At 58.6% G+C, this 22195-nt stretch carries 28 protein-coding genes and 1 tRNA gene; 16 read left to right on the forward strand and 13 right to left on the reverse strand.

The genetic code is table 11. The features are described 5' to 3' along the window. The first annotated feature begins 19 nt into the window (after positions 1–19). Genes M3P88_RS13310 through M3P88_RS13325 form a run of 4 tightly spaced genes read left to right on the forward strand, consistent with a single transcriptional unit; the run spans position 20 to position 3337 of the window. Entirely contained in the window at positions 20–790 is a 771-nt protein-coding gene (locus M3P88_RS13310) for a transporter substrate-binding domain-containing protein (protein WP_249616495.1), read from the forward strand. Between the two features lie 7 nt (positions 791–797). After that, positions 798–1904 (forward strand): succinylglutamate desuccinylase/aspartoacylase family protein, encoded by a 1107-nt coding sequence (locus M3P88_RS13315; protein WP_249616496.1) that lies wholly within the window; start codon positions 798–800, stop codon positions 1902–1904. An 18-nt stretch (positions 1905–1922) separates the two neighbouring features. Next, positions 1923–2609: an ABC transporter permease gene (locus M3P88_RS13320; RefSeq protein ID WP_283773218.1), complete on the forward strand. Its 687-nt coding sequence runs from the start codon at positions 1923–1925 to the stop codon at positions 2607–2609. Then, entirely contained in the window at positions 2606–3337 is a 732-nt protein-coding gene (locus tag M3P88_RS13325) for an ABC transporter permease (RefSeq protein ID WP_249616497.1), read from the forward strand. The genes M3P88_RS13320 and M3P88_RS13325 overlap by 4 nt, the downstream gene beginning before the upstream one ends. Before the next feature lie 71 nt (positions 3338–3408). Here M3P88_RS13325 and M3P88_RS13330 read toward each other — a convergent pair whose 3' ends face one another. Further along, positions 3409–4842: a high affinity choline transporter 1 gene (locus tag M3P88_RS13330; protein WP_249616498.1), complete on the reverse strand. Its 1434-nt coding sequence runs from the start codon at positions 4840–4842 to the stop codon at positions 3409–3411. A gap of 311 nt (positions 4843–5153) precedes the next feature. Beyond that, positions 5154–5987: an MBL fold metallo-hydrolase gene (locus tag M3P88_RS13335; protein WP_249616499.1), complete on the reverse strand. Its 834-nt coding sequence runs from the start codon at positions 5985–5987 to the stop codon at positions 5154–5156. A gap of 182 nt (positions 5988–6169) precedes the next feature. Between M3P88_RS13335 and M3P88_RS13340 the strand changes: the two genes are divergently transcribed. Beyond that, positions 6170–7408, forward strand: a complete 1239-nt coding sequence (locus M3P88_RS13340; RefSeq protein ID WP_249616500.1) for a response regulator — start codon at positions 6170–6172, stop codon at positions 7406–7408. Here the strand turns inward: M3P88_RS13340 and M3P88_RS13345 are convergent, their stop codons facing one another. The 10 genes from M3P88_RS13345 to rplU all read right to left on the reverse strand — a co-directional run bounded on the left by M3P88_RS13345 (position 7409) and on the right by rplU (position 15049). After that, positions 7409–7657: a FeoC-like transcriptional regulator gene (locus M3P88_RS13345; RefSeq protein WP_249616501.1), complete on the reverse strand. Its 249-nt coding sequence runs from the start codon at positions 7655–7657 to the stop codon at positions 7409–7411. It abuts the gene before it with no gap. After that, a complete protein-coding gene (gene feoB, locus M3P88_RS13350; protein WP_249616502.1) occupies positions 7651–9936 on the reverse strand; it encodes a Fe(2+) transporter permease subunit FeoB in 2286 nt (761 codons plus the stop codon). Before feoB ends, M3P88_RS13345 begins: the two co-directional genes overlap by 7 nt. Next, entirely contained in the window at positions 9927–10169 is a 243-nt protein-coding gene (locus M3P88_RS13355) for a FeoA family protein (protein ID WP_249616503.1), read from the reverse strand. The genes feoB and M3P88_RS13355 overlap by 10 nt, the downstream gene beginning before the upstream one ends. A gap of 95 nt (positions 10170–10264) precedes the next feature. Further along, positions 10265–11128 (reverse strand): ATP-binding cassette domain-containing protein, encoded by an 864-nt coding sequence (locus M3P88_RS13360; RefSeq protein ID WP_249616504.1) that lies wholly within the window; start codon positions 11126–11128, stop codon positions 10265–10267. Beyond that, the gene (gene modB / locus M3P88_RS13365) at positions 11125–11802 is read right to left on the reverse strand and encodes a molybdate ABC transporter permease subunit (protein ID WP_249616505.1); all 678 of its coding nucleotides are present in this window, start codon (positions 11800–11802) and stop codon (positions 11125–11127) included. Before modB ends, M3P88_RS13360 begins: the two co-directional genes overlap by 4 nt. Then, the gene (locus tag M3P88_RS13370; RefSeq protein ID WP_249616506.1) at positions 11792–12193 is read right to left on the reverse strand and encodes a TOBE domain-containing protein; all 402 of its coding nucleotides are present in this window, start codon (positions 12191–12193) and stop codon (positions 11792–11794) included. The genes modB and M3P88_RS13370 overlap by 11 nt, the downstream gene beginning before the upstream one ends. After that, positions 12190–12945 carry a molybdate ABC transporter substrate-binding protein gene (modA, locus tag M3P88_RS13375; RefSeq protein WP_249616507.1) on the reverse strand — a complete coding sequence of 252 codons (756 nt, stop codon included), beginning with the start codon at positions 12943–12945 and terminating at the stop codon, positions 12190–12192. The genes M3P88_RS13370 and modA overlap by 4 nt, the downstream gene beginning before the upstream one ends. 121 nt (positions 12946–13066) lie before the next feature. Beyond that, positions 13067–14320, reverse strand: a complete 1254-nt coding sequence (gene obgE / locus M3P88_RS13380; RefSeq protein WP_249616508.1) for a GTPase ObgE — start codon at positions 14318–14320, stop codon at positions 13067–13069. A gap of 129 nt (positions 14321–14449) precedes the next feature. After that, positions 14450–14725 carry a 50S ribosomal protein L27 gene (gene rpmA / locus M3P88_RS13385; protein ID WP_249616509.1) on the reverse strand — a complete coding sequence of 92 codons (276 nt, stop codon included), beginning with the start codon at positions 14723–14725 and terminating at the stop codon, positions 14450–14452. 12 nt (positions 14726–14737) lie between these two features. Beyond that, complete coding sequence (gene rplU / locus M3P88_RS13390) at positions 14738–15049, reverse strand: 50S ribosomal protein L21 (protein WP_124736600.1); 312 nt, start codon at positions 15047–15049, stop codon at positions 14738–14740. Positions 15050–15238: 189 nt separating this feature from the next. Here rplU and ispB point away from each other — a divergent pair, with 189 nt between their 5' ends. The 3 genes from ispB (at position 15239) to M3P88_RS13405 (ending at position 18073) form a co-directional block, all read left to right on the forward strand. After that, entirely contained in the window at positions 15239–16210 is a 972-nt protein-coding gene (ispB, locus tag M3P88_RS13395) for an octaprenyl diphosphate synthase (RefSeq protein ID WP_249616573.1), read from the forward strand. A gap of 11 nt (positions 16211–16221) precedes the next feature. Beyond that, positions 16222–16296, forward strand: a tRNA-Arg gene (locus M3P88_RS13400). A 538-nt stretch (positions 16297–16834) separates the two neighbouring features. Continuing rightward, on the forward strand, positions 16835–18073 hold the full coding sequence (locus tag M3P88_RS13405) for a tyrosine-type recombinase/integrase (RefSeq protein WP_249616510.1): 1239 nt from the start codon (positions 16835–16837) through the stop codon (positions 18071–18073). A 105-nt stretch (positions 18074–18178) separates the two neighbouring features. Here the strand turns inward: M3P88_RS13405 and M3P88_RS13410 are convergent, their stop codons facing one another. Beyond that, positions 18179–18391 (reverse strand): hypothetical protein, encoded by a 213-nt coding sequence (locus tag M3P88_RS13410; RefSeq protein ID WP_249616511.1) that lies wholly within the window; start codon positions 18389–18391, stop codon positions 18179–18181. 217 nt (positions 18392–18608) lie between these two features. On the opposite strand from M3P88_RS13410, the gene M3P88_RS13415 reads away from it, so the two are divergent. The 8 genes from M3P88_RS13415 (at position 18609) to M3P88_RS13450 (ending at position 22192) form a co-directional block, all read left to right on the forward strand. Beyond that, positions 18609–19487 carry a hypothetical protein gene (locus tag M3P88_RS13415; RefSeq protein WP_249616512.1) on the forward strand — a complete coding sequence of 293 codons (879 nt, stop codon included), beginning with the start codon at positions 18609–18611 and terminating at the stop codon, positions 19485–19487. 133 nt (positions 19488–19620) lie between these two features. Further along, positions 19621–19830 (forward strand): helix-turn-helix domain-containing protein, encoded by a 210-nt coding sequence (locus M3P88_RS13420; RefSeq protein ID WP_249616513.1) that lies wholly within the window; start codon positions 19621–19623, stop codon positions 19828–19830. Beyond that, the gene (locus M3P88_RS13425) at positions 19827–20030 is read left to right on the forward strand and encodes a helix-turn-helix transcriptional regulator (RefSeq protein WP_249616514.1); all 204 of its coding nucleotides are present in this window, start codon (positions 19827–19829) and stop codon (positions 20028–20030) included. Before M3P88_RS13420 ends, M3P88_RS13425 begins: the two co-directional genes overlap by 4 nt. Continuing rightward, complete coding sequence (locus tag M3P88_RS13430; RefSeq protein WP_249616515.1) at positions 20030–20275, forward strand: hypothetical protein; 246 nt, start codon at positions 20030–20032, stop codon at positions 20273–20275. The genes M3P88_RS13425 and M3P88_RS13430 overlap by 1 nt, the downstream gene beginning before the upstream one ends. A gap of 231 nt (positions 20276–20506) precedes the next feature. Further along, positions 20507–20701 (forward strand): hypothetical protein, encoded by a 195-nt coding sequence (locus M3P88_RS13435; RefSeq protein WP_249616516.1) that lies wholly within the window; start codon positions 20507–20509, stop codon positions 20699–20701. Continuing rightward, positions 20698–21375 carry a KilA-N domain-containing protein gene (locus M3P88_RS13440; RefSeq protein WP_249616517.1) on the forward strand — a complete coding sequence of 226 codons (678 nt, stop codon included), beginning with the start codon at positions 20698–20700 and terminating at the stop codon, positions 21373–21375. Before M3P88_RS13435 ends, M3P88_RS13440 begins: the two co-directional genes overlap by 4 nt. Positions 21376–21653: 278 nt before the next feature. Then, complete coding sequence (locus M3P88_RS13445; protein ID WP_249616518.1) at positions 21654–21833, forward strand: hypothetical protein; 180 nt, start codon at positions 21654–21656, stop codon at positions 21831–21833. Next, on the forward strand, positions 21830–22192 hold the full coding sequence (locus M3P88_RS13450; RefSeq protein ID WP_249616519.1) for a hypothetical protein: 363 nt from the start codon (positions 21830–21832) through the stop codon (positions 22190–22192). The genes M3P88_RS13445 and M3P88_RS13450 overlap by 4 nt, the downstream gene beginning before the upstream one ends. Positions 22193–22195: the final 3 nt, after the last annotated feature.

Here is a 22195-nt window from a genome sequence, read left to right on the forward strand (position 1 = left end):
ATCCCCAAGGAGGAGAAACATGAAGCTCAAGACATGGACCACGATCGCGGCCTTCGGCCTGCTGGCAGCAAGTCAGGCACAGGCTGCCGACACCCTGCGCATCGCCACCGACGGCACTTTCCCGCCCTATAGCGTGGCAGCCCCCGATGGCAAACTATCCGGCTTCGACGTCGATATCGCCAATGCGCTGTGTGCCGAAATGAAAGCCAAATGCGAGATCATGCGCTACGACTTCGACGGCATGATTCCGGCACTGAACGCACGCAAGTTCGACCTGATTGTGGCCTCCATGGCGATTACCCCAGAGCGCGAGAAGGCCGTTTCATTCAGCAATAAATATGAGGGCGGCTATTCGCAGTTCCTCGGCAAGAAAGGCCCCCTGCCCGCCGGCACCCCAGCCAGCATGAAGGGCAAGACGCTGGGCGTGCAGCAAGGCACCATCCAGGAAAAGTACGCCAAGGACGTCTTCGGCAAGGGCGGAGCCAAGATCCGTACCTACACCACGCCGGCCAATGCGCTGCTGGACCTGAACGCCGGCCGTGTTGATGCGATCATGGTTGAAATCGGCGTCGGCAGCGAATTCCTCAAAGGACCGGGCGGTAATAAGCTGGCGCTATTCGGCCCCAAGTTCTCCGATGTTAAATATTTCGGCACCGGCTCGGGCATCGCGTTACGCAAAACGGATAAGGCGCTATTGCAAAAAGTGAACACTGCGCTGGATACCATACTGAAAAACGGTACCTATAAGAAGATCAACGACCGTTACTTCGATTACAACCAGTACGACTGAGCCTGACATGCAAATCGAGACCCTTCCCCTGATCAGCCCGATTCCCGGCCAGCAACAGACGCTGCAGCTATGGCGTTTTGGCCGCACCGGCGCCCGCCCGCGCGTTTACCTGCAGGCGGCGCTGCATGCCGACGAAATCCCCGGCATGCTGACGCTGACACGCTTGCGCGAACATCTGGCCAGACTGGAAACAGACGGACAGATACAAGGAGAAATCCTGCTGCTGCCCGTGGCCAACCCTATCGGGCTGGCACAGCAGCATCTGGGGCTGGCACAAGGACGCTTTGATGCGGGCAGCGGTCTCAACTTCAACCGCCACTACCCCGACCTTGCCCCGGCCTTGCTACAAAAGCTGCCAGGCCAGTTAGGCCAGGGCGCCACACAAGACGTGGAGACTGTACGCGCCACGATGCAGGCGCTGATGGCCAAACAGCCACCGGCAAGCGAGCTGCAAAGCCTGCAGCACACCCTGTTTTCGCTCGCCTGTGTCAGCGATGTGGTACTTGACCTGCACTGCGACAGCGAAGCGGCACTGCACCTGTATGTGCACAGCGAACAGCAAGCAGAGGCCATGGCACTGGCCGGCTTTATGGGCGCGGCAGCCACACTCTACGCCACCGAGCAAGGCGGCAACTCTTTCGATGACTGCTGCACCCGGCCGTGGTGGCATTTGCGCCAGCACTATCCCGAGCTGCCCATGGCCTGCTTTGCCGCCACCGTCGAACTACGCGGCCAGCTTGACGTATCGCTGGAGCAAGCCGAAGCTGATGCGCAAAATTTGCTGGCTTATCTGGCCTGGCGTGGCGCTATCGCAGGACAAACCCAGCCACCGGCCGCCCCCAACGCCCCAACCCCGCTTGCCGGCGTCGGCATCAGCTATGCCCCTCATGGTGGCATCGTCAGCTACAGCCTGCCAACCGGCACCCAAGTCGAGGCCGGCACGCGTCTGGGCTGGGTCATCGACCCCTTAAGCGGCCAGCGCAGCGAACTGGTGGCACAAACCAGCGGCGTCTATTACGCACGCGTGTTGCAGCGCTTTACGCAGACCGGCAACGAACTGTGCTTTGTTGCCGGCAGCACGCCGCTACGCCAAGGCTGTCTGCTGTCCCTGTAAGCCTCTGGAGCTCAAATCATGCTTGAAGATTACCTGCCCGCTCTGCTTGCCGGACTCGGGATGACGCTGAAGCTGGCCGCACTGGCACTGCTCTTCGCCGTAGTGCTGGGTCTGATCGGTGCGGCTTTCCGTCTGGCAAAAAATCGCCCGCTCGCCTTATTGGCCGAGTTGTACTCAACGGTGGTGCGCGGCATCCCCGATCTGGTATGGATGTTCATTCTGTTCTTCGGTGGCCAGATGCTGGTCAACGATGTGGCATTGGCACTCGGCCTGGAACCGCTGGACATCAACGCTTTCATCGCCGGCGCACTGACACTGGGCTTTATTTTCGGTGCGTATATGAGTGAAACCTTCCGCGGCGCCATGCTGGCGGTTCCTCCCGGCCAGATTGAGGCCGGACACGCTTTCGGTATGAGTCGGCTCCGGGTTTTTTTCCGCATTATGCTGCCGCAGATGGTGCGCTTCGCCCTGCCCGGCTTCTCCAATAACTGGCTGGTATTGGTGAAATCGACCGCGCTGGTTTCGGTGATCGGGCTGGATGACATGATGGCGCGCGCCGATGTCGCCAAGTCGGTCACGCAGCAGCCGTTTACCGTTTACCTGTGTGTGGCACTGCTGTATCTGGCCATCACCACCATTTCCATACTGGCGCTGAACCGCTTGTGCGCGCGCTACTCGCTGGGCGTACGGGAGGCCGAATTATGATAGACATGAATCTGGTACTGGAAAAACTTCCGGCATTTTTCGGTCTTAGCGAAGCCGGCCCGGCCCTGCCCGGTCGCGATGGTCTGCTGCTGACGCTGGAATTACTGGCGCAATCCTTGCTGGCCGGCTTCGTACTCGCATTGCCGCTGGCACTGCTGCGCGCCTCGAAAAACCGCTGGCTTGCCGGCCCGGTCTGGTTTTACACCTATGTGTTTCGCGGCACACCAATGCTGGTGCAACTCTTCCTGATCTACTACGGTCTCGCGCAATTTGAAGCGATACGCGACAGTTGGGCATGGATCTATCTGCAAGAGGCATACTGGTGTGCCATTATCGCCTTCACCCTGAATACCGCCGCCTATACCACGGAGATCATTGCCGGCCAGATCCGCAATACTGCGCACGGCGAAATCGAGGCGGCACGCGCCATCGGCATGAGTCGCTGGCAGACGCTGCGCCGCATCGCCCTGCCCTCCGCGCTACGCCGTGCGCTTCCCGCCTATAGCAACGAGGTGGTGATGATGCTGCAAGGCACCGCCATCGCAGGCCTGGTGACACTGGCCGATCTGACCGGTGTGGCACGCCAGATCTACAGCGATAGCTATCAGGCATTCGAACCCTTTCTGACCGCCGGTGCCTTTTATCTCACGCTGACCTTTTTGATCGCTTGGCTGTTCCGCCGTCTGGAGCGGCGTTATCTGGCACATCTCGGCCCGCGCAGCCAGTAAGCGGCCCAGACCCGATACAAAAAAGAGCACGCCCCATACGGAGCGTGCTCTTTAAGCTTTGGCGTAGTCGCTTAAATGTGCTGCGGTTCTTGTGTCATCACGCCGATACGCTGCGGCGCCAGCGAGCCGATCAGCATGCCGGCCAAGCTCATCAGCAAGCCCATCAGTTGCGGCGGCCAGAAAGCATCATCGGTGTAACTGGCCTCCAGTATCAGCCAGCTAGTCATACCGAAAGCGATGGCCAGCAGCGCACCCTGTGTCGTCGCGCGTTTCCAGAACAGGCCGGCAATCAGCGGCACCGAAGCGGCGACCAGCGTGACCTTGTAGGCGTTGCCGACCATTTCGTAGATGCTGGCATTCGACAGCAGGGCAAAAGCCGTGGTCGAGATCGCCGCCACCACGATGGAGATACGCATAGCACGAATGAACTGGCGGTCAGTCATGCGCGGCAAGAAGTGCTTGAGCACGTTCTCGGTAAAGGTGACCGACGGCGCCATCAGGGTGCCCGAGGCCGTCGACATAATGGCCGACAGCAAGGCGCCAAAGAACAGCACCTGGGCGAAGAGTGGCGTCTGCTGCAAAATCAGCGTCGGCAGAATCATCTGCGCATCCTTGTCCAGCATCACACCGACCATTTTCGGATCGATGATGGAGGCGGCGGAGATCAGAAAGATGGGCAACATGCAAAAGCACAGATAAAGGATGGCGCCGAGTATGGTGCCGCGCATGGCGACCGTTTCATTTTTGGCCGACATCACGCGCTGGTAGATATCCTGCTGCGGGATGGAGCCCAGCATCATGGTCAGCGCCGCGCCGATAAAGCCGACTACTTCCTTGGGGCTGGTGCCATGCAGGAAGGTGAACTTGTTTTCAGCGGCCGCCTTGGCAATCACCACATCGGCACCGCCCGCCATGCCGGCCATCAGCCAGACCAGATAGATCAGGCCGCCCCCGATCACCGACATCTGCATAAAATCGGTAAAGGCTACCGACAGCATGCCGCCACACAGGGTATAGATCAGCACGATGACCGAGCCGAGCAAAGTGCCCTGCGTAGTGCTGATGGCGCCACCGGACAGCACATTGAATACCACGCCTAGCGCGATCATTTGTGCGGCGATCCAGCCCAGATAAGACAGGATGATCACGAAGCTGGTAATGCCCTCGACCACCGGGCCATAACGCTGGCGGAAGAAGTCGCCGATAGTCAGCAGATTCAGGCGATACAGACGGCGCGCAAAAAAGATGCCGACCAGCATCAGGCAACCGAAGGAGCCGAACGGGTCTTCAACAATGCCGGCAAAGCCTTCCTGTAAAAAAGTGGAAGGAATGCCCAGCACCGCCTCCGAACCGAACCAGGTGGCAAACACCATGGCGGTCACCACCGGCATCGGCATGCTGGCGCCAGCCGTGGCAAAATCCTTGGCGTTCTTCACGCGGGTAGAGGCATACAAACCGATGGCAACGGTAACCATCAGGTAGAGCACGACAAATCCTACAAGCATTCCTGCTTCCTCCTTGACTGTATTCGGGCTTTTTTTGTGCGTCGATTATCCACACTCCCCCCTTGCCGTCTAACATTTTGTTAAACAGCCCAAGCAAGCCTGGCGCAAGAAAAACGTGCAGGCCTGAATACGCGGACAGCCAAGAGAAAATACAGACGCCCTGCAAACACCGGACAAGCCACGACTATCAAGCCTTTCAGACCGATTTTGGCACAAAAAAAGAATAAAGCACTTACATGCTTTATTCTTTCGTGACTGATTTGAGCCAGATCAGCCTGTGAAAAATGTTAAACAAATACAACACTTGCCTTCTATCCCCAGGCCGTCACCGAGAAACGGCCCTTGCTATCGCGCACCAGCCTGCCATCAGCCTGATGCGGGTCATGGGTAAAAAACAGCCCCCCTTCACGTAGCAGCAAGCCTTCAAGCAATGCCTGTTTTTCATCGATCAGCATTTCCGGATAGCGGTCGTAACCCATGGTAATCGGCACATGTACCCAGGGCGCACCCGGAATCAGATCGGCGGCAAACAGCAGCGGCCCGGCCGGCGTCGGAATTTCAGTCAGCAACATACCCGGCGTATGTCCATGCGACACATGAAAGCGCCAGTCTTGCGGCAGGCAATCCGGCATTTCACCATCAGATAGCACCAAACGATCCGATGCCTGCAATAGCGCGATCAGCTCGGGTACAAAAGAAGCACGATCACGCGCATGCGGCGTCAGCGCACGCTGCCAGGCGGCACGGCCGGCAACAAAGCGCGCATTGGGAAACAGCAGTCGGGCCGGGCCGCCATCCCAGGCGGCAAGCAGGCCGCCGGCGTGATCGAAATGCAGGTGTGACAAAATCACCACATCGATATCGGCATCCGACAGGCCCTGCTCTGCCAGTGCGTCCAGCAACACATGCTGCGCTTCGACGACACCATAACGCTCGCGCATTTCAGGCGAAAAAAAAGCGCCTATCCCGGTTTCCAGCAAGATGCGCTGACCGGCGGTTTCAACCAGCAGGCAGCGGCAGGCCAGCGGCACGCGGTTGGCCTCGTCAGGCGCCAGATAGCGCGACCACAAGGCGCGCGGCGCATTGCCGAACATCGCACCGCCATCCAGTTTTTGCGAGTTGCCATCAAGAGGAGTTAGCTTCATCGATATTTGCCTTTGTCATAACGTGAGATGCATTATTCCCAACAAAGCGGCGGATGCCAATAAACCATCCGCAGCCGCTGCCATTCAGAGGCGCTACGGCAGCAGGATACAACACACTGCACCAGCTAACTCATATGGATTAATGGTATGATAATGGCAAATTTAATCGGGTGGAAAAGACCATGCCGCGTGGCGATATCCTGCTAATCGAAGACAGTACCGCTATTCTGCACCCGCTGGCGCGAGTGATAGAGCGCATGGGTTATTGTGTCCGCATCGCCATGAGCCGCGCCCAGATGCAGCAGGAGTTGCTCAAGGGCGGATTAATGGCGGCGGTGCTGGATTACAGCCTGCCCGATGCACTGGAAGGCGAGGCGCTGTACGACCTGCTGCAACAAGGCGTCCCGACGCTGGTCTTGACTGCACGCAACGATGCCGCCACCCGCGAAAAAATCCTGTCCTATCCAGTCGTCGACTACATTCCCAAAGACATGCCGTCCGCGCTGGAATATGTAGCGATGCTGCTGCGCCGCCTGGATCGAAACCGCCAGCTGGCTGCGCTGATCGTCGATGATTCGCATACGGTACGCCAACATCTCAAAGCACTGCTGGAACGCTACCTGTTTCAAGTCATTCTTGCCAGCGATGCCGATGAGGCCAAACAGGCATTGAAGCAGCACAAACACATCCGTCTGGCGCTAATAGACCATGATATGCCCGGCATGGATGGCGCCAACCTGACCGCCGAAATCCGCCGCAGTTTCGGACGCGAGCAGCTGGCCATTATCGGTATTTCCGGCTCATCCAATAGCAGCACCAATCCGCGCTTTATCAAGGCCGGAGCCGACGACTTTCTGAGTAAGCCGTTCAATCCTGAAGAGTTTTACTGCCGTATCACGCGCACGATCGAATATCTGGAAAACATGGAGGCCCTGATACAGACCGCCAATCAGGATGCGCTGACCGGCCTGCCCAACCGTCGTGCTTTTTTTGCCGAGGCGCTACGCCAGAATGGCGATTACGCTGTCGCCATGCTGGATATCGACCATTTCAAGTCCATCAATGACCGCTGCGGCCATGCCGGTGGCGATGAGGCCCTGATCGAGCTGGCAAAACAGCTGCGAAAACATTTTCCGGATGAAATGGCCGCGCGCCTGGGCGGCGAAGAGTTTGCCATTATTCTGGGCGGCGATAACCGGGTACAGCAGCAAAGGCTGGAGAACTTCCGCCAGTCACTGGCAAACCAGCAGCAGCACCTGGCCGGCCACAACCTGAACCTCACCATCAGCATCGGCCTGTCAGATTGCAGCACCCAGAGCATAGAGCTGCAGCTGCGCCAGGCCGATGAACGCCTGTACCGCGCCAAGCAAGGCGGGCGCAACTGTCTGGTTGCGCGCGAGCGCAGCATGCAGATAGCTTAACTAAGCCTGCTTTAAGACAAACACAGCTCTGGCCGCCTCGTCCTGCCACTGGTAGAGGCGGCAGTCGCTACTGCTGCAACCACCACAGCCTCCGCCACACGCCGCACCGCTTGCCCGCACCCGTCCCTTGCGTATCCACAGCGCCAGCATCGGCTCCAGGGCCGATGGCGGCACCTGCATCAGTGCCGAGAGCTCGGACAGGCTCAAAACGGCACGGCTTTGCAAAATATCCCGCAGCCGGTTCAGCATGCGCAGCTCCCGGAAGCACATGCCTTAGCCTTGCCTGCCGGCAGGGTATTGGCGACATCGGCCTGACGGCCAAAGTAGCGCAACAGCAAAAACCCCAGCCCCAGCATGCCCAGCACGCCGGCAATCCATAGCCCGGCCGTGGCCGGCGCCGTAGCCAGACGCGAGCCCTGATAAGTCAGCGTCGCCGCCGACCAAGCAATCACGAAGCACCATGCCCCCACCCCTGCCATCCAGCGCGCACCGGCCTCGCGATACACCGCGCCCAGCGCCGCGACACAAGGCGTGTACAACAGGATAAACACCAGATAAGCCAACGCCGCCGCCGCACCGCCAAAACGCATTTGCATCTGGCCAAAGGTGGTGGTGTCTACACCCTGCTCTTCAGCAATCGCATCGCGGTCGGCCAGATCCCCGACCGACAGGCCCAGCGGATCGGTCAGCTTGTCGCCCAGCGACGCCAGATTATCGGCGACACTGGCAACGGCGGCATGCAGGCCGGCGGCCATATCGTAAGCCGGCTCATCCTCATGCCCTGCCGCAGCACGCGCCAGATTGCCGTATAGCGAATCCAGCGTCCCGACCACGGCTTCCTTGGCGAAGATGCCGGTAAACAGCCCGACCGTTGCCGGCCAGTTGTCCTGCGTGATGCCCATAGGGGTAAACACCGGCGTCAGCACCCTGCCGGTTGCCGACAGCAGCGAAGCCTCGGTGTTTTCATTACCGAAACTGCCATCTGCCCCCAGCGAATTGAACAGCGACAACACCATCACCACCGCGACAATCGCCTTGCCCGCGCGCACGATAAAACTTTTCAGCCGCTGCCAGCTATGGATCAGCATGCCTTTAAGCGTAGGCAGGCGATAAGGCGGCAGTTCCATCACGAAAGGCGAGATCTCGCCCGACAACAAGCTGTGCTTCATCGCAAGCCCGGTCAGCACCGCAATGGCGATGCCCAGCAGATACAGGGCAAACACCACATTCTGCCCATCGCTGGGGAAGAATACGGCGGCAAACATCACATATACCGGCAAACGCGCACCGCACGACATAAAAGGCATCATCATGATGGCCGTCAGCCGGTCGCGGCTGGAGTCCAGCGTGCGCGTACCCATAATGGCCGGCACATTGCAGCCGAAGCCGACCAGCATGGGCACAAAAGCCTTGCCCGGCAGGCCGACCGCGCGCATGGCACGGTCAACCACCATGGCGGCACGCGCCAGATAGCCCGAGTCTTCCATAAAGGACAGACACAGGAACATGGCGGCAATCACCGGAATAAACGTCGATACGGTCTGAATGCCGCCGCCGATACCATGCGCCAGTACCGCCACCAGCCAGGCTGGTGCGCCCATGCCAGACAGCAGATGGGCGGTGCCGTCCACCAGCAACGTGCCGGTGGCCAAATCGAAGAAGTCGATAAACACCGCACCGGCATTGATTGCCAGCAGGAACATCAGATACATCGCCAGCAAGAACACCGGCAGGCCGGTCAAACGGCCCAGCGCAAAGCGGTCAAGCCGTGCGGTCATGCCGGGGCTGGCAATATGCTCGCGCCGCAACACCCTGGCACACAGCAGATCAATGGCGCTATAGCGCGCGCTGGCCAGTGCGATATCGGCATCCTCCCCGGCCAGATCCGGTAAGGTGCTGGCCGTGCCCTCCAGCAAACGTGCCGACTGTATGGCGCGGCTGACAGCCGGCTCGGCCTGTGCCTGCGCTTGTAGCCAGCGTTCCAGATCGCCGGCCAGCGTAGGCTGGGGACAAGGGCTCACGGCGCGCGCTGCCGCCGACTGAATGGCCGTCACCAGCTCGGCAACCCCCTTGCCGCGATTGGCACAGATGGCCAGAACCGGGCAGCCCAGCGCCTGCTGCAGGGCCGGTATGTCTATGCTGTGGCCGCTGCTTTCCAGCGCATCCACCATATTCAGCACCACCAGCATCGGGCGGCCCAAATCCAGCAACTGGAAGGTCAGAAACAGATTGCGCTGCAGATTGGCCGCATCCAGCACATTGACAATCAGCCCGTCCGTGCCGGCCAGCACATGATCGCGGGCGATGCGTTCGTCTTCCGATACGCCTTCGTCACCGCCCTCAATCGAATAGGTGCCGGGCAGATCAATCACTTCCAGCGCGGTATCGCCACGCAAACGCCCGCTCTTGCGCTCTACCGTGACCCCGGGCCAGTTGCCGACTTTCTGCCGCGCGCCGGTCAGCGCATTGAATAATGTGGTTTTGCCGCAGTTGGGGTTACCGATCAGGCTGATGCTGGTTAACGGCATAGTGCCACCTCGATTCCGTCCGCCTCGGCCCGGCGCAGGCACAAGGAAAAACCGCGCAAACTCAGTTCGACCGGGTCGCCAAAGGGTGCGACACGCACGATTTCGACCATACAGCCCGGGGTGACCCCCATTGCCAGCAGTTTGCGCCGAAATGGCAATGCAGCCGCAGACAAAGCGCTGACCGTCGCTTTTTGACCGGGCCGCAGTTGACCGAGAGTAAGAGGCAACATCATGCACACTCCGACACAAATGATAATGGATCGCATTATCACCCTATCGGCGTGATTTAATCCAGCAATGAATGCGATTTATTCGCATTTATGTCACATCACAGAATCAGCGGACTAAAGCCCTTGGCGGCGATGGTGACGCTGGCCCCCACGCGCAATCGTGCCGCCTCGCCCTCATCCAGCACCACATCGACAATCTGCCCGCCCACCAGCAAGCTGGCCATCTCCACCACGTCAACGCGGCGTATCGCCAGCACCTGTGCCGCCAGATGAAAGCGGCCGCCGCCGCTTTGCGCAAGAAACAGCTCGGCCGGTGCCCCCGCACCAATCACCTGCCCCGCTTCCAGCCTGAGCACATGCTGCGCCAGACGAAACACCTCGGCCAGATCGTGACTGACCAGCAGCGTGGACAGGGCAAAGCGCTGTTGCAGCGCCAGCAGTTCACCCTGCAATTGCTCGCGCAAAGCCGGGTCCAGCGCCGACAAGGGCTCGTCCAGCAGCAAGAGCCGCGGCTCGGCCGCCAGCGCGCGCGCCAGTGCCACGCGCTGCTGCTGGCCACCGGACAGGGTCGCCGGTTTGCGCGTCGCCAGCGCGGCCAGACCGGTTAGCGCCAGCAACTCATCCACCCGCTTGGGGTCTTTGCGCACCTGGGCAAACTCGAGGTTGCCGCGCACCGACAGATGCGGAAACAGGGCATAGTCCTGAAACACCATGCCGACCCGCCGCGCTTGCGCCGGCAGGCACACGCCCTGGCTGCTGTCGAACCAGAGCTCGCCATCGACGACGATGCGTCCGGCGTCCGGGCGCACCAGCCCTGCCAGCATCCTGAGCAAGGTGGTTTTGCCCGCGCCCGAGGCACCAAACAAGGCCACGCGCTGCCCCGAATCCCAGCGGCTATCCACGCGCAGGATCTGGCGACCCGCCGCGCCATCCAGCTGCTTTTCCACGTTGATTTCTATCATGCGGCCCTTATTGCGCGGCGGTTGAACAGATACACCGCCAGCAAGATGACAAAGCTCAGCACAAACAGCACACCGGCGTACAGATTGGCGGCGGCATAGTTCAGGCCTTCGACTTCATCGTAAATGGCAATCGAGGCCACCTTGGTCACCCCCGGAATATTGCCGCCTATCATCAGCACCACACCGAATTCACCCACGGTATGGGCAAACGACAATACGATACCGGCCAGCAAAGCCCCTTTGATATTGGGCAACAGCACGGTAAACAGGGTATTGCTGCGCGAGCGTCCCAGCGTATATGCCGCCTCGCTCAGACTGGGCGGCAAGGCCGACAAGGCCGACTGCAAGGGGTGCACCATAAAAGGCAGGCTGAACAAGACCGAGCCCAGCACCAGCCCTTCAAAGGTAAACACCAGGCGCAAATCGAAGGTCGCCAGCAGCCAGCCGCCCAGCGCACTATTCGGGCTAAAGGCCAGCAACAGGTAAAAACCCAGCACCGAGGGCGGCAACACCAGCGGCATGCTGACTAGGGTTTCGGCAACCGGCTTAAAGCGGCTTTGCGTTGCGGCCAGCCACGCCGCCAGCGGCACACCGATCAGCAACAGGATGAGCGTCGTAATGCCGGCCAGACGAAAGGTCAGCCATAACGGCGTCCAGTCAAGTTCAGTCCACATCGGCCAGCACCGTCAGTTCATTCGCCTTGACCAGCGCAATCACCTCGTCCCCCAACTCCAGTGCCAGCTCGTCCGCACCACGCCGCGTAATCAGCACTTCCAGCGACAGGCCGGCGCAGTCGAGCATAATGCGCGACAGCAAACGGCCATGCTCCAGGCGCAATACCCGCCCGGGCAGGCGGTTGCGCAGACTGATGGCGGGCAAGGGCGGGCGCGCCAGCGATACTTCCGCCGCCTTGATCGCGACATACAGGCGCGCACCAGCCTCGCCCACCCCGCCCAAACCGGCGGACAAGGCGGTCAGCTCGACACCATTATCCAGCCTGAGCCGGCTCAGGCTCAGACAGCCCTCGCGCTCGCACTCGAGTAAAGTCGCGGCAAAGCGGTTCATGGCAACAGATAACCGTGTTGTTGCAAAATGCGGCGCGCCTCGGGTCCGGCCATAAAATCGGCAAAAGCCTGAGCCGCTTTGCCCTGCCCGGCTGCACCATGACGGGTAATCAGCATGGCCTGGCCGATAGGCTGATACAGTTTGCGGTCTATCTCCACCCACTGCCCCTGCCCCGCCATCTGGCGCGACAACACCACCGACTTGGCAGTAAAACCCGCATCTGCCGCGCGCGAATGGATGTACTGGTTGGTCTGGGCGATGCTCTCGCCAAACACCAGCTTGGCGCGCAGCGCGTCATCCAGCTTGAGCCGCGCCAATACCTTCATGCTTTCGCGGCCATAGGGTGCAACCTTGGGATTGGCGACGGCAATCTTGCCGACCGCGGGTGACAACAGGCTCTGCTGCCAGTTTTTCATATCAAAGCCCGGCTGCCTCGACCACAGCACCAGCTGACCATAGGCATAGATGCGCGGCGCGCCGGCAGCATGGCCGGACGCTGCCAGCGCGGCCGGATATTCGGTGTCGGCCGACAGGAATACATCAAATGGCGCGCCGTTCTGGATCTGGGCGGCAAACTTGCCGGAAGAGTTGTAAACCGGCGAAAGCGCAATGCCGCTTTGCGCCGTAAAACGCTGCGCCAGATCGACAAAGGTATATTGCAGATTGGCCGCCACCGCGACGGTCAAAGACTGGGCCGCGCGCGCACCCGCGCTAAAGGACAACAGGGCAAACAGCAGAAACAGACGGCACATAGGACATTTCCAAATGCATGAATGGCAGAGAGTGTAGCAAAATCATCACGAAAAACGGGGCCGGTACCGTGTTTCATCCCTGAAACCCGGTACCGGCCCCGCTGCCAGCTACGCCGATCGCTTATTCGTCAGCCGGCTTGTTTTCTTCCCGCGCAGCGCGATTGGCAGCCTTGGCGGCGGCCAGCTCGGCTTCTTTCTTGGCACGGGCGTCAGCCGCTGCCGCTTCGCGCTGGGCATGAGCCGCCTGACGCTCGGCCCGCAATACCGCCTTGGCTTCGGCTTCGGCCGCTTCCTTGGCGAGCGCTTCATCACGCTCCTGCTGACGCTTGATGTCGAGGTATTGCATGATGGCGTGCGTCAGCGGCTTCGTGCCTTCACCGGTCAGCGCCGAGATGGAGAACACGCGCGGCGTGACCATATCAAACTCGTAGCTGTCGTCCGGCTTGGCCGACGTCCAGCCGAAAGCCTCAAGGAAAGCCGACACCGTCGGCTCGCGCTCTTCTTGCGGCAGCATGTCCAGCTTGTTGAGTACCAGCCAGCGCGGCTTGCTCAGCAGCTCTTCATCGTACTTTTTCAGCTCTTCCACCAGCGCATGCGCTTCGCGCACCGGATCGACATCCGGATCGAACGGCGCGACATCCACGATGTGCAACAAGATACCGGTACGCTGCAAATGCTTGAGGAAGCGGTGCCCCAAGCCTGCGCCGTCGGCCGCGCCTTCGATCAGGCCCGGAATATCGGCAATCACGAAGCTCTTGGTATCCTGCATGCGCACGACGCCCAGATTAGGGTAGAGCGTGGTAAACGGATAGTCGGCGACCTTGGGTTTGGCCGCAGACACCGAACGGATAAAGGTCGACTTGCCGGCGTTGGGCATACCCAACAAACCGACATCGGCCAATACCTTAAGCTCCAGACGCAAAGAACGCGCTTCGCCGTCCTCACCCGGTGTGCACTGGCGCGGCGCCCGGTTGGTCGAGCTCTTGAAGTGGATATTGCCCAGACCGCCGGCACCACCCTTGGCGATGCACAAACGCTGGCCGTGATGGCTCAGGTCGGCGACGACTTCGTCGGTATCGGTGTCCATAATGATGGTGCCGACCGGCATATGCAGCTCGATATCGTCACCGCCCTTGCCGTAGCAATCGGCACCACGACCACGCTCGCCATGCTCGGCCAGATATTTGCGGACAAAACGGTATTCAACCAGAGTGTTGACGTTCTCGTCGGCCACGGCATACACACTGCCGCCCTTGCCGCCATCGCCACCGTCCGGCCCGCCGAACGGCACGAATTTTTCACGACGGAAGCTGGCTGCGCCATTCCCGCCACGGCCCGCGACGACTTCAATACGGGCTTCATCAATAAACTTCATCTTCTCATCCTTGCGCTGGACAGTGAGGAGTCAGGCATCAGATGCCGCGTGCGCAGCACCTCATGCCTCACACCTCACAAAAAAGAAAAGCCCTATCGCAGGATAGGGCTTTCCAGACCGGAACGGCGATTACTCGGCGTCTGCACCGGTGTACGGAACAACATTAACCGTCTTGCGCTGCAGAGCACCTTTGATGGTGAACTCTACATAACCATCAACCTTGGCGAACAAGGTGTGATCCTTGCCCTGGCCAACGTTCTCACCAGCGTGGAACTTGGTGCCGCGCTGACGCACGATGATGGAACCAGCTGGGATCAGCTCGCTACCGTAAACCTTAACGCCGAGGCGTTTGGCTTCGGAGTCACGACCGTTGCGTGAACTACCGCCTGCTTTCTTGTGTGCCATGACTTATGCTCCTTACTTCGAAATCTCGTCGATACGGACTTCGGTGTAGTTCTGACGGTGACCTTGATGCTTCTGGTAGTGCTTACGACGGCGCATCTTGAAGATGCGAACCTTTTCGCCACGGCCGTGGGCAACAACCGTAACCTTCACGGAAGCACCGGCAACCAGAGGAGCACCTACAGAAACCTGTTCACCGTCAGCGACCATCAGCACTTCTTCAAGTACGATCTGGCTGTCGATGTCTGCAGGTATCTGTTCTATTTTGAGTTTTTGACCAACGGAAACTTTGTACTGTTTCCCGCCGGTTTTTATGACCGCATACATTCGAATAGCTCCTAATTCAAAATCTTCCGTACACGAAGCGTGCGAAAGAGCCGGGAATTCTACGCAAGTGCCTGAATCGTGTCAATTTTTTGCCTGCCCCACCCTCACATGCACAGGGCATGGCGGGGCGTACGGCTTTTCTGTTAATATCATGCGCTCCTGGCCTTCGCACTCACACATCTAAAAATCATTGTGTCCAACCTCCTCTACCGAACCCTGATCGCCGACGACATGCAGGCGGTTGACCGCGTTATCCGCGAGAGTCTGCACTCCGACGTTGCCCTGATCCGCCAGATGGCCGAATACATCATCGGCGCGGGGGGCAAACGCATGCGCCCGGCCCTGACCCTGCTGTCCGGCCTGGCCTGCGGCTACCGCGGCGAGCATCTGTACAAGCTGGCGGCAATGATTGAATTCATCCATACCTCGACCCTGCTGCACGATGATGTGGTTGACGAGTCCGATATGCGCCGTGGCCGCGAAACCGCCAATGCCCTGTTCGGCAATGCGGCCAGCGTACTGGTGGGTGACTTTTTATATACCCGCGCCTTTCAGATGATGGTCGGCAGCGGCAATATGCGCGTACTGGAAGTGATGGCCGAGGCCACCAATATCATCGCCGAGGGTGAAGTACTGCAGTTGCTGAATATCGGTGAAACCGACGTCAGCGAAGAACAGTACTTGCAGGTGATCCGCTACAAGACCGCCAAGCTGTTTGAGGCGGCGGCACAAGTGGGCGCCATCATGGCAGGCGCCGACGAAGACAATATTGCGGCTCTCGCCGCCTACGGCATGCATCTGGGTACGGCATTCCAGATTATTGACGACGTGCTGGATTACAGCGGTGATGCAGCCACCATAGGCAAGAGCCTGGGTGACGATCTGGCCGAAGGCAAACCGACGCTGCCGCTGATCTATACCATGCGCCATGGTAGCGCCGAAAGCGCAGCGCTGGTCCGCGATGCCATTGCCAATGCCAATCGCGACCGTTTCCCAGAAGTGCTGTCTGCGGTACAATGCTGCGGCGCGCTGGATTACGCCACCGCCGAAGCCGAACGCGCCGCCGATGCAGCCATTGCAGCGATTGCCGGCTTGCCCGAGTCGGACATCAAGGCAGCACTGGTCGATCTGGCTTATCAGGCGGTACGTCGCCAAGCCTGACACATGCCAAAGTCTCCGTAGTTAAATGGATATAACGGCCCCCTCCTAAGGGGCAGTTGTGGGTTCGATTCCCGCCGGGGGCACCAACAAGCAGTTCCACAAGGTTCCAAGAAGTTCACCCAACCCGCACAGCACAAGGCTTTGCGGGTTTTTTGTTGTCCGTAACAGTGCGCTAACGTCCCATAGCAGCCGGCACTTTTTGGGGGTATATCTGGGGGTATCTGCTAAAGGCTAGAAAACTGATACCCCCAGATGGTAAAGTCTGGCCTTGTCATCGGCACCATTTGCAATTCATACACTAATAACAAAAGTGTATATATGCCATATAGATATACGGCGATGCCACGTCTATTTGCCACAGCAACACAACAAACCACCCGTACGCCGAAAAACAGGCAGTGACAGCGGTGACGCAGTGACATTGTTGTTTTTAAAGGATTTTTAGGCAGTGACAAAATCGGGTGTCACTGCCTGACAGGCGGTGACAGGGCAAAAAACGGCAAAATCAGTGCCATTTTGCGCGCACATAGAAACCCGAAATGAAGCGCCCGGAATGCTAAGGCAGTCCAAAAACACGCGCCAACGCGCTTGCCCGGCAAAGATACCCCCAAAGGAGATACCCCCATGCCACTGACAGATAACGGCTGCAAAAATGCCATGCCAGACCCAGACGGCAAGATTCGCAAAATGTCGGATGCCTTGGGGCTTTCGCTTTGGGTCATGCCTACCGGGCGCAAATACTGGCGCATGAAGTACAGGCACTCGGGAAAAGAAAAATTGCTGGCTATTGGCGTGTACCCAGAAACCAGCCTAAAAGCGGCAAGAGAGAAGCGAGATGAAGCCCGCCTGCTGTTAGCAGAAGGAACCGACCCCGGAGCCAAGCGCAAAGAAGAAAAAATAACGGCCCGCATTGCTGCCGTTAATACCTTTGAGGCCATCGCCCGCGAATGGCACGATAAAGAAAGCCACGAATGGCACCCTGCACACGCGGCTAATGTCATTGCGGCGATGGAGCGGCATATTTTTCCGACCATCGGGATGCGCCCAGTGTCAGAGATAAAGCCACTGGAACTACTGGAAGTGCTGCGACGGGTAGAGAGCGCCGGCAATATCGACACGATGAAGCGATTACGGCAACGCTGTTCCGGCGTATTTCGGCTAGCTATTTTGACCGGACGCTGTGACAGCGACCCCGCCGCCCCGCTAGTCGGGGCCCTCAAGACCCAGCAATCTGAGCCACGCAAGGCGCTAAAGCGTGAAGACATTCCCGAGTTTCTGGCCGCACTGGATCGGTATGACGGAACCCGGCAAACCAAACTCATGATGGAAATGATGCTGCTAACCTTCACCCGAGTGGGTGAAATGGCCGCCGCTCGTTGGTCTGAAATTAACTTTGATGCGGCGCTATGGACCATCCCGCCCGAGCATCGCAAGCTGACAGAAAAGGCAAAGAAGACCGCGCCGCCGCACCTCGTCCCACTGGCCCCGCGTGCGCTGGAAGTATTGCGCGAGCTTTCCCAAATCAGCGGCAACCGTGAGCACATTTTCCCCAACAGAAACGAACCATCCCGCCCCATGTCGCCAGAAACCTTGCGCCGCGCCTTGCACCGCATGGGCTACAAGGGGAAAGCGGATATACACGGTTTCAGGTCTACCGCTTCAACCATATTGAACGAGAGCGGCTTTAATCCTGATGCAATAGAAAGGCAGCTTGCCCACGCTGAAAAAAACGAAGTCCGGGCCGTGTACAACCGCGCCGAATACATGGACGAACGCCGCGCAATGATGACATGGTGGGCGGCATATGTAGCCGCCCAAGGCGAAGGCGGCAAGGTGATACCGTTCCCACCTAGGGCGGCATAAAAGACCACAGCCAGATCACCAGCCAGTGCCACACACGCCCAGCACCGGCCACCGGCAAGCACCTTACCCTTGCCTGAGCCGGTGACACCGAAGGCCATGACCAGATCACCGACCAGTAATCCGCACACCCCAGCACCTACCACGCTGGGCATCGGCAAGCACCTTACCCATGCCCGAGCGGGTGACGCCAAAGGCCACGACCGGATCACCAGTCAGTGCCCAAACGCCCCAGCGCCAGCCACCGGCAAGCGCACTGCCCATACCCGAGCCGGCGACACCAAAGGCTACGACCAGATCACCAGCCAGTGACCGCCACACGCCACGAAACCGGCCACACCTTGCCAGCGTAAAAGCCCCCTATACCTGCAAGACGTACCCCGCCACGAATTCCGCCGCGATAGGTGTAATCGCCTTAGCCTAACGGCGATTTGGTACAATTCTTTAGCCACCCCTAGCCCGACGGGGCGAACGCGGGAAGCCTTCACTCGCTGGGGTGGCCTTCTCCATGATGGCGTCACGTGAAGGCGTGATTTAGATGAAAATAATCCTCCCAACAAGCAGGCCAGAATATCTACCTGTTGCGCTATGGGAATGCTACTTGTCCGATGCACAGCATTCACAAGAACCGACGCTAACATATTGCCAACGGCTACTATTTGGGCCATATGCGCAAGAAATGTTCATGTCAATGCAATCCAAAAACGGCGGCATAGCCAAATTATGGACAAATAGTGAGTGGAAAGACTGGTTGCTATTTGCTTCGACTACAGCAACCCGTGTTGCAGAAAAAGACTATGCGGAAATCCTAAGTCGTAGAACTTTGGTATTGGATGCCATCAAAGATATGGCAGGCAATCTACTTTCCATGATGGATGAAGCCATGGATTTGATGATGGCTGATGGAGTGGCCATGCCTGACCGTGCGGTGGGTATGGATAAAAACTCGCCACCTCAAGAAAGAGCTCTATTCAATGAGGTTAGAGAACTGCTACTTGATGTTCAGCATGAGCAAAACCTACCCAGAGCTGATTGGTTGAATCCTCTGGATCGGCGCTTATCCAGAGTCGCAAACAATGAGCCTAGGCTACGCTATGTCGCAACATTTTTAGAGTGCGCCAAGGGGTGTAATGTCAAAGCCTCTGATCGTGTAATGGCTTATCAGTGCGCCGCACTTTATGGGTTATCCAATCAATCGGGCGATGAGTTCGACAAACTATTGCAAAGCATTGCTAAGGCTAGGCGGCCACACGAAAAACGCATGAAAGGGCGATCGTACTACTTGGTTTACTTTGGGCCACCAGAGAAAGGGCCGCCAATAAAACACTACGTGCCTTTCAGCGGTTATGCGGCATTTTCTTACTGGATGATTAATTTCGTTAAGCGCAACAGGGGGAAGTCTGCGAGGCAAAAATAGCAGGCCCCACTACCCCTAGTAGGGAAGCATTAAGAATTACACCGCTTTTTATCCATCCCTTCTAAACAGTCACATGAATAAACATACGTCCTGCCGCACCGCTTGGTGCTGTAGCCCCTTCCACGGAGGACGTATGCAAACACTAAAAGACAAATATACCCGCCCTGAGGCTGCCGCCTACTTGGGCCTCTCGATTCACACCCTAAACGACTGGGCCTGCACTGGCCGCTATGGCCTGCGCTTTTACCGTATCGGGCGTAAGTGCGTTTACCTGAAATCTGATCTTGATGCCTTTATGGCAGCCCGTACCGCTGGCACCACGCGCACGGAGGCCGGGCAATGACTCAAGCTGCTTTTTTTATGCGCCTGCCGGATGTGATGGCACGAACTGGCCTGTCAAAAACCACCATTTACGGGCTAATTAAAAGCGCCACGTTTCCGGCACCAGTCCCCCTTGGGGCGCGGGCCGTTGGCTGGGTATCCACCGAAATTGATGGCTGGATGGCTGACCGCCTGCAAGCTGCCGGGCGAAAGGTGGCGTGATGGATTACCGTATTTTTTATCAGCGCCCGACATGGAAACATAGCGGTTATTGCCCCGGTTGCGATCAACCCGCCCTGATTCATTGGAATATTGATGTGGGCCTGCGTGATGATATTAAAACGTCAGGTCGTCACCGTGGGGCAGGTGTGTGCCAGCACTGTCACCAGCGCGCCAATGAAGATGACCTTGCCGCTGCCGAACTAGCAAAAAAGGTATGGACGCATCAAGGAAGGATGGTCGCATGAAGCACAAGCCAGAAAGCCAACGCCATCCCACACGACAACACCCCCGCCATCATTGCCCGATATGTGGCGAACTACGTCCCTTGCCTTGCAGCCTGACCCTTGCCATGCCGACCAGCGGCCACACGGTTGACGTGTGCGCCGTGTGCTTTGATGCCGCCCAAGCCAGCACAGCTTACCGCACCAACGCCGGCCATCTCATTGCACAGCGCCAGCACCATGAAAGGGCGAGCCATGTCCATTGACCAGACAAACCCCGCCCTGCAAAAGGAAACGGCCCCATGTGCGCAAACACATAGAGCCGACAAACGAAACTACCCGAGCCAAAAGAATATCATGTTTTTTCAAACTGTTGCCGGCATTTTGGCGTATCGCCGCTGGCTACTGGGTATGGCTTTGGCGCTGATTACTGGGGAGGTCATGCCATGACCAGAATCATCAAGGCCGAATTCAACGGCACAGCCATGCAATTCAATGCCGATGGTTGGATCAATGCCACACTTGCTGCTGAAAAATACGGCAAACGTGTTGATCACTGGCTGGCAAATCAGGAAACCACCGAATACATTTCCGCACTTGGGGAGGCACTAAATACCCGGAATTCCGGTGATTTAATCTACACGCGAAAAGGTCGGAGCGGCGGAACATGGCTGCATCCCAAGCTGGCAGTTATGTTTGCCCGCTGGCTGAATGTACGCTTCGCCATTTGGTGTGATGAACAAGTAGACACGCTGATCCGTGGCAATGCCGGCCCCGATAGTTGGCAGGCGGCCAGACATGATGCAGGGGCACGCTTCCGTGGCGTATGCGATCTGGTGAAGCTGGTACGTATGGCCGATGGCAAGGATGTGGCCCAGCACCACTACGCCAACGAGGCACGGCTTATCAATTTGGCGCTCACTGGTAGCCTTGCCAAGGTAGACCGCAACGCCCTGAACAAACCCGAGCTGCGCTTACTGGAATTGGTAGAGGCACAGGACATGGTATTGCTGGGCCGTGGCGTGCCCTACGAAGAACGCAAGCGCACCCTGATGGTGTTTGCCAACGAACAACGCCAGCGTCTCGCCCTACCGGCCAACGATACGGGAAGGGCTTCCGCATGACAGCCTTGACCACGCGCCACGACATAGCACACAATGCCCCCGTACCGTTCAATAGCGGCACCGGGTTTGGAAGCCCGATCAACATGGCGGATACCCGCCACCCCGGCGGATTTTTTACGTCCGTACACCGCTACCCGTGCGCCAAGTTTATGGCGGGCCGTAGCGGGGGAGCCGCAAGGCTCGCCGGTTCCATGTTCCGGTCTTCCAACCCCGCTACGCGCCTGCCACCCCCGTTTGGAAGCGGACGGCAGGCCATCCAAATAAACATGGAGGCCATCATGCCTAGTATCGCCTTGCGCGCATTCCGCGCCATCTTCCCGCTGTTCGCTTATCCCGTTGCCACCGTTGCCCATGAGGCCGAAGCCCGCGCACTGGCTGCGCTATTGGTTGCCCAAGGCAAACGCGCCACGATCCAGCGTGCCGAACAAGGCTTTACCGTGTCGGAGGTGGCCGCATGAAAACCGATATGCACACCGCTTCCAGCCTTCCATTGCTGGCTGAATATCACGCCACCCTGCAACAGCACACCGGCTTTTATGACGAACTGTCCATAGACGCCAAAAAGGCATCACTCCTGGAGAGTCACGCCGGCATAGTGGCAGATGATTGCGCCGACACCATCGAACTGCTGGCACGGCTGGTGGAATTTCGGGACCCGCTTGCCGGTGATGATAAGGAAATCATCGACCACATGGCCGGGGCACTTCGCCTTGTCGGGTCTGCGCTCAGGCTCGCCAATGATATGGAGCGCACAGCAGGCCAAGCCCGCCGGCTCCATGAAACAACAGCCCGCCAGCCGGCGCTGACCAAGGAATAAACC

Source organism: Craterilacuibacter sp. RT1T (assembly GCF_023502145.1).
In the GTDB taxonomy this organism is placed as follows: Bacteria; Pseudomonadota; Gammaproteobacteria; order Burkholderiales; family Chromobacteriaceae; genus Craterilacuibacter.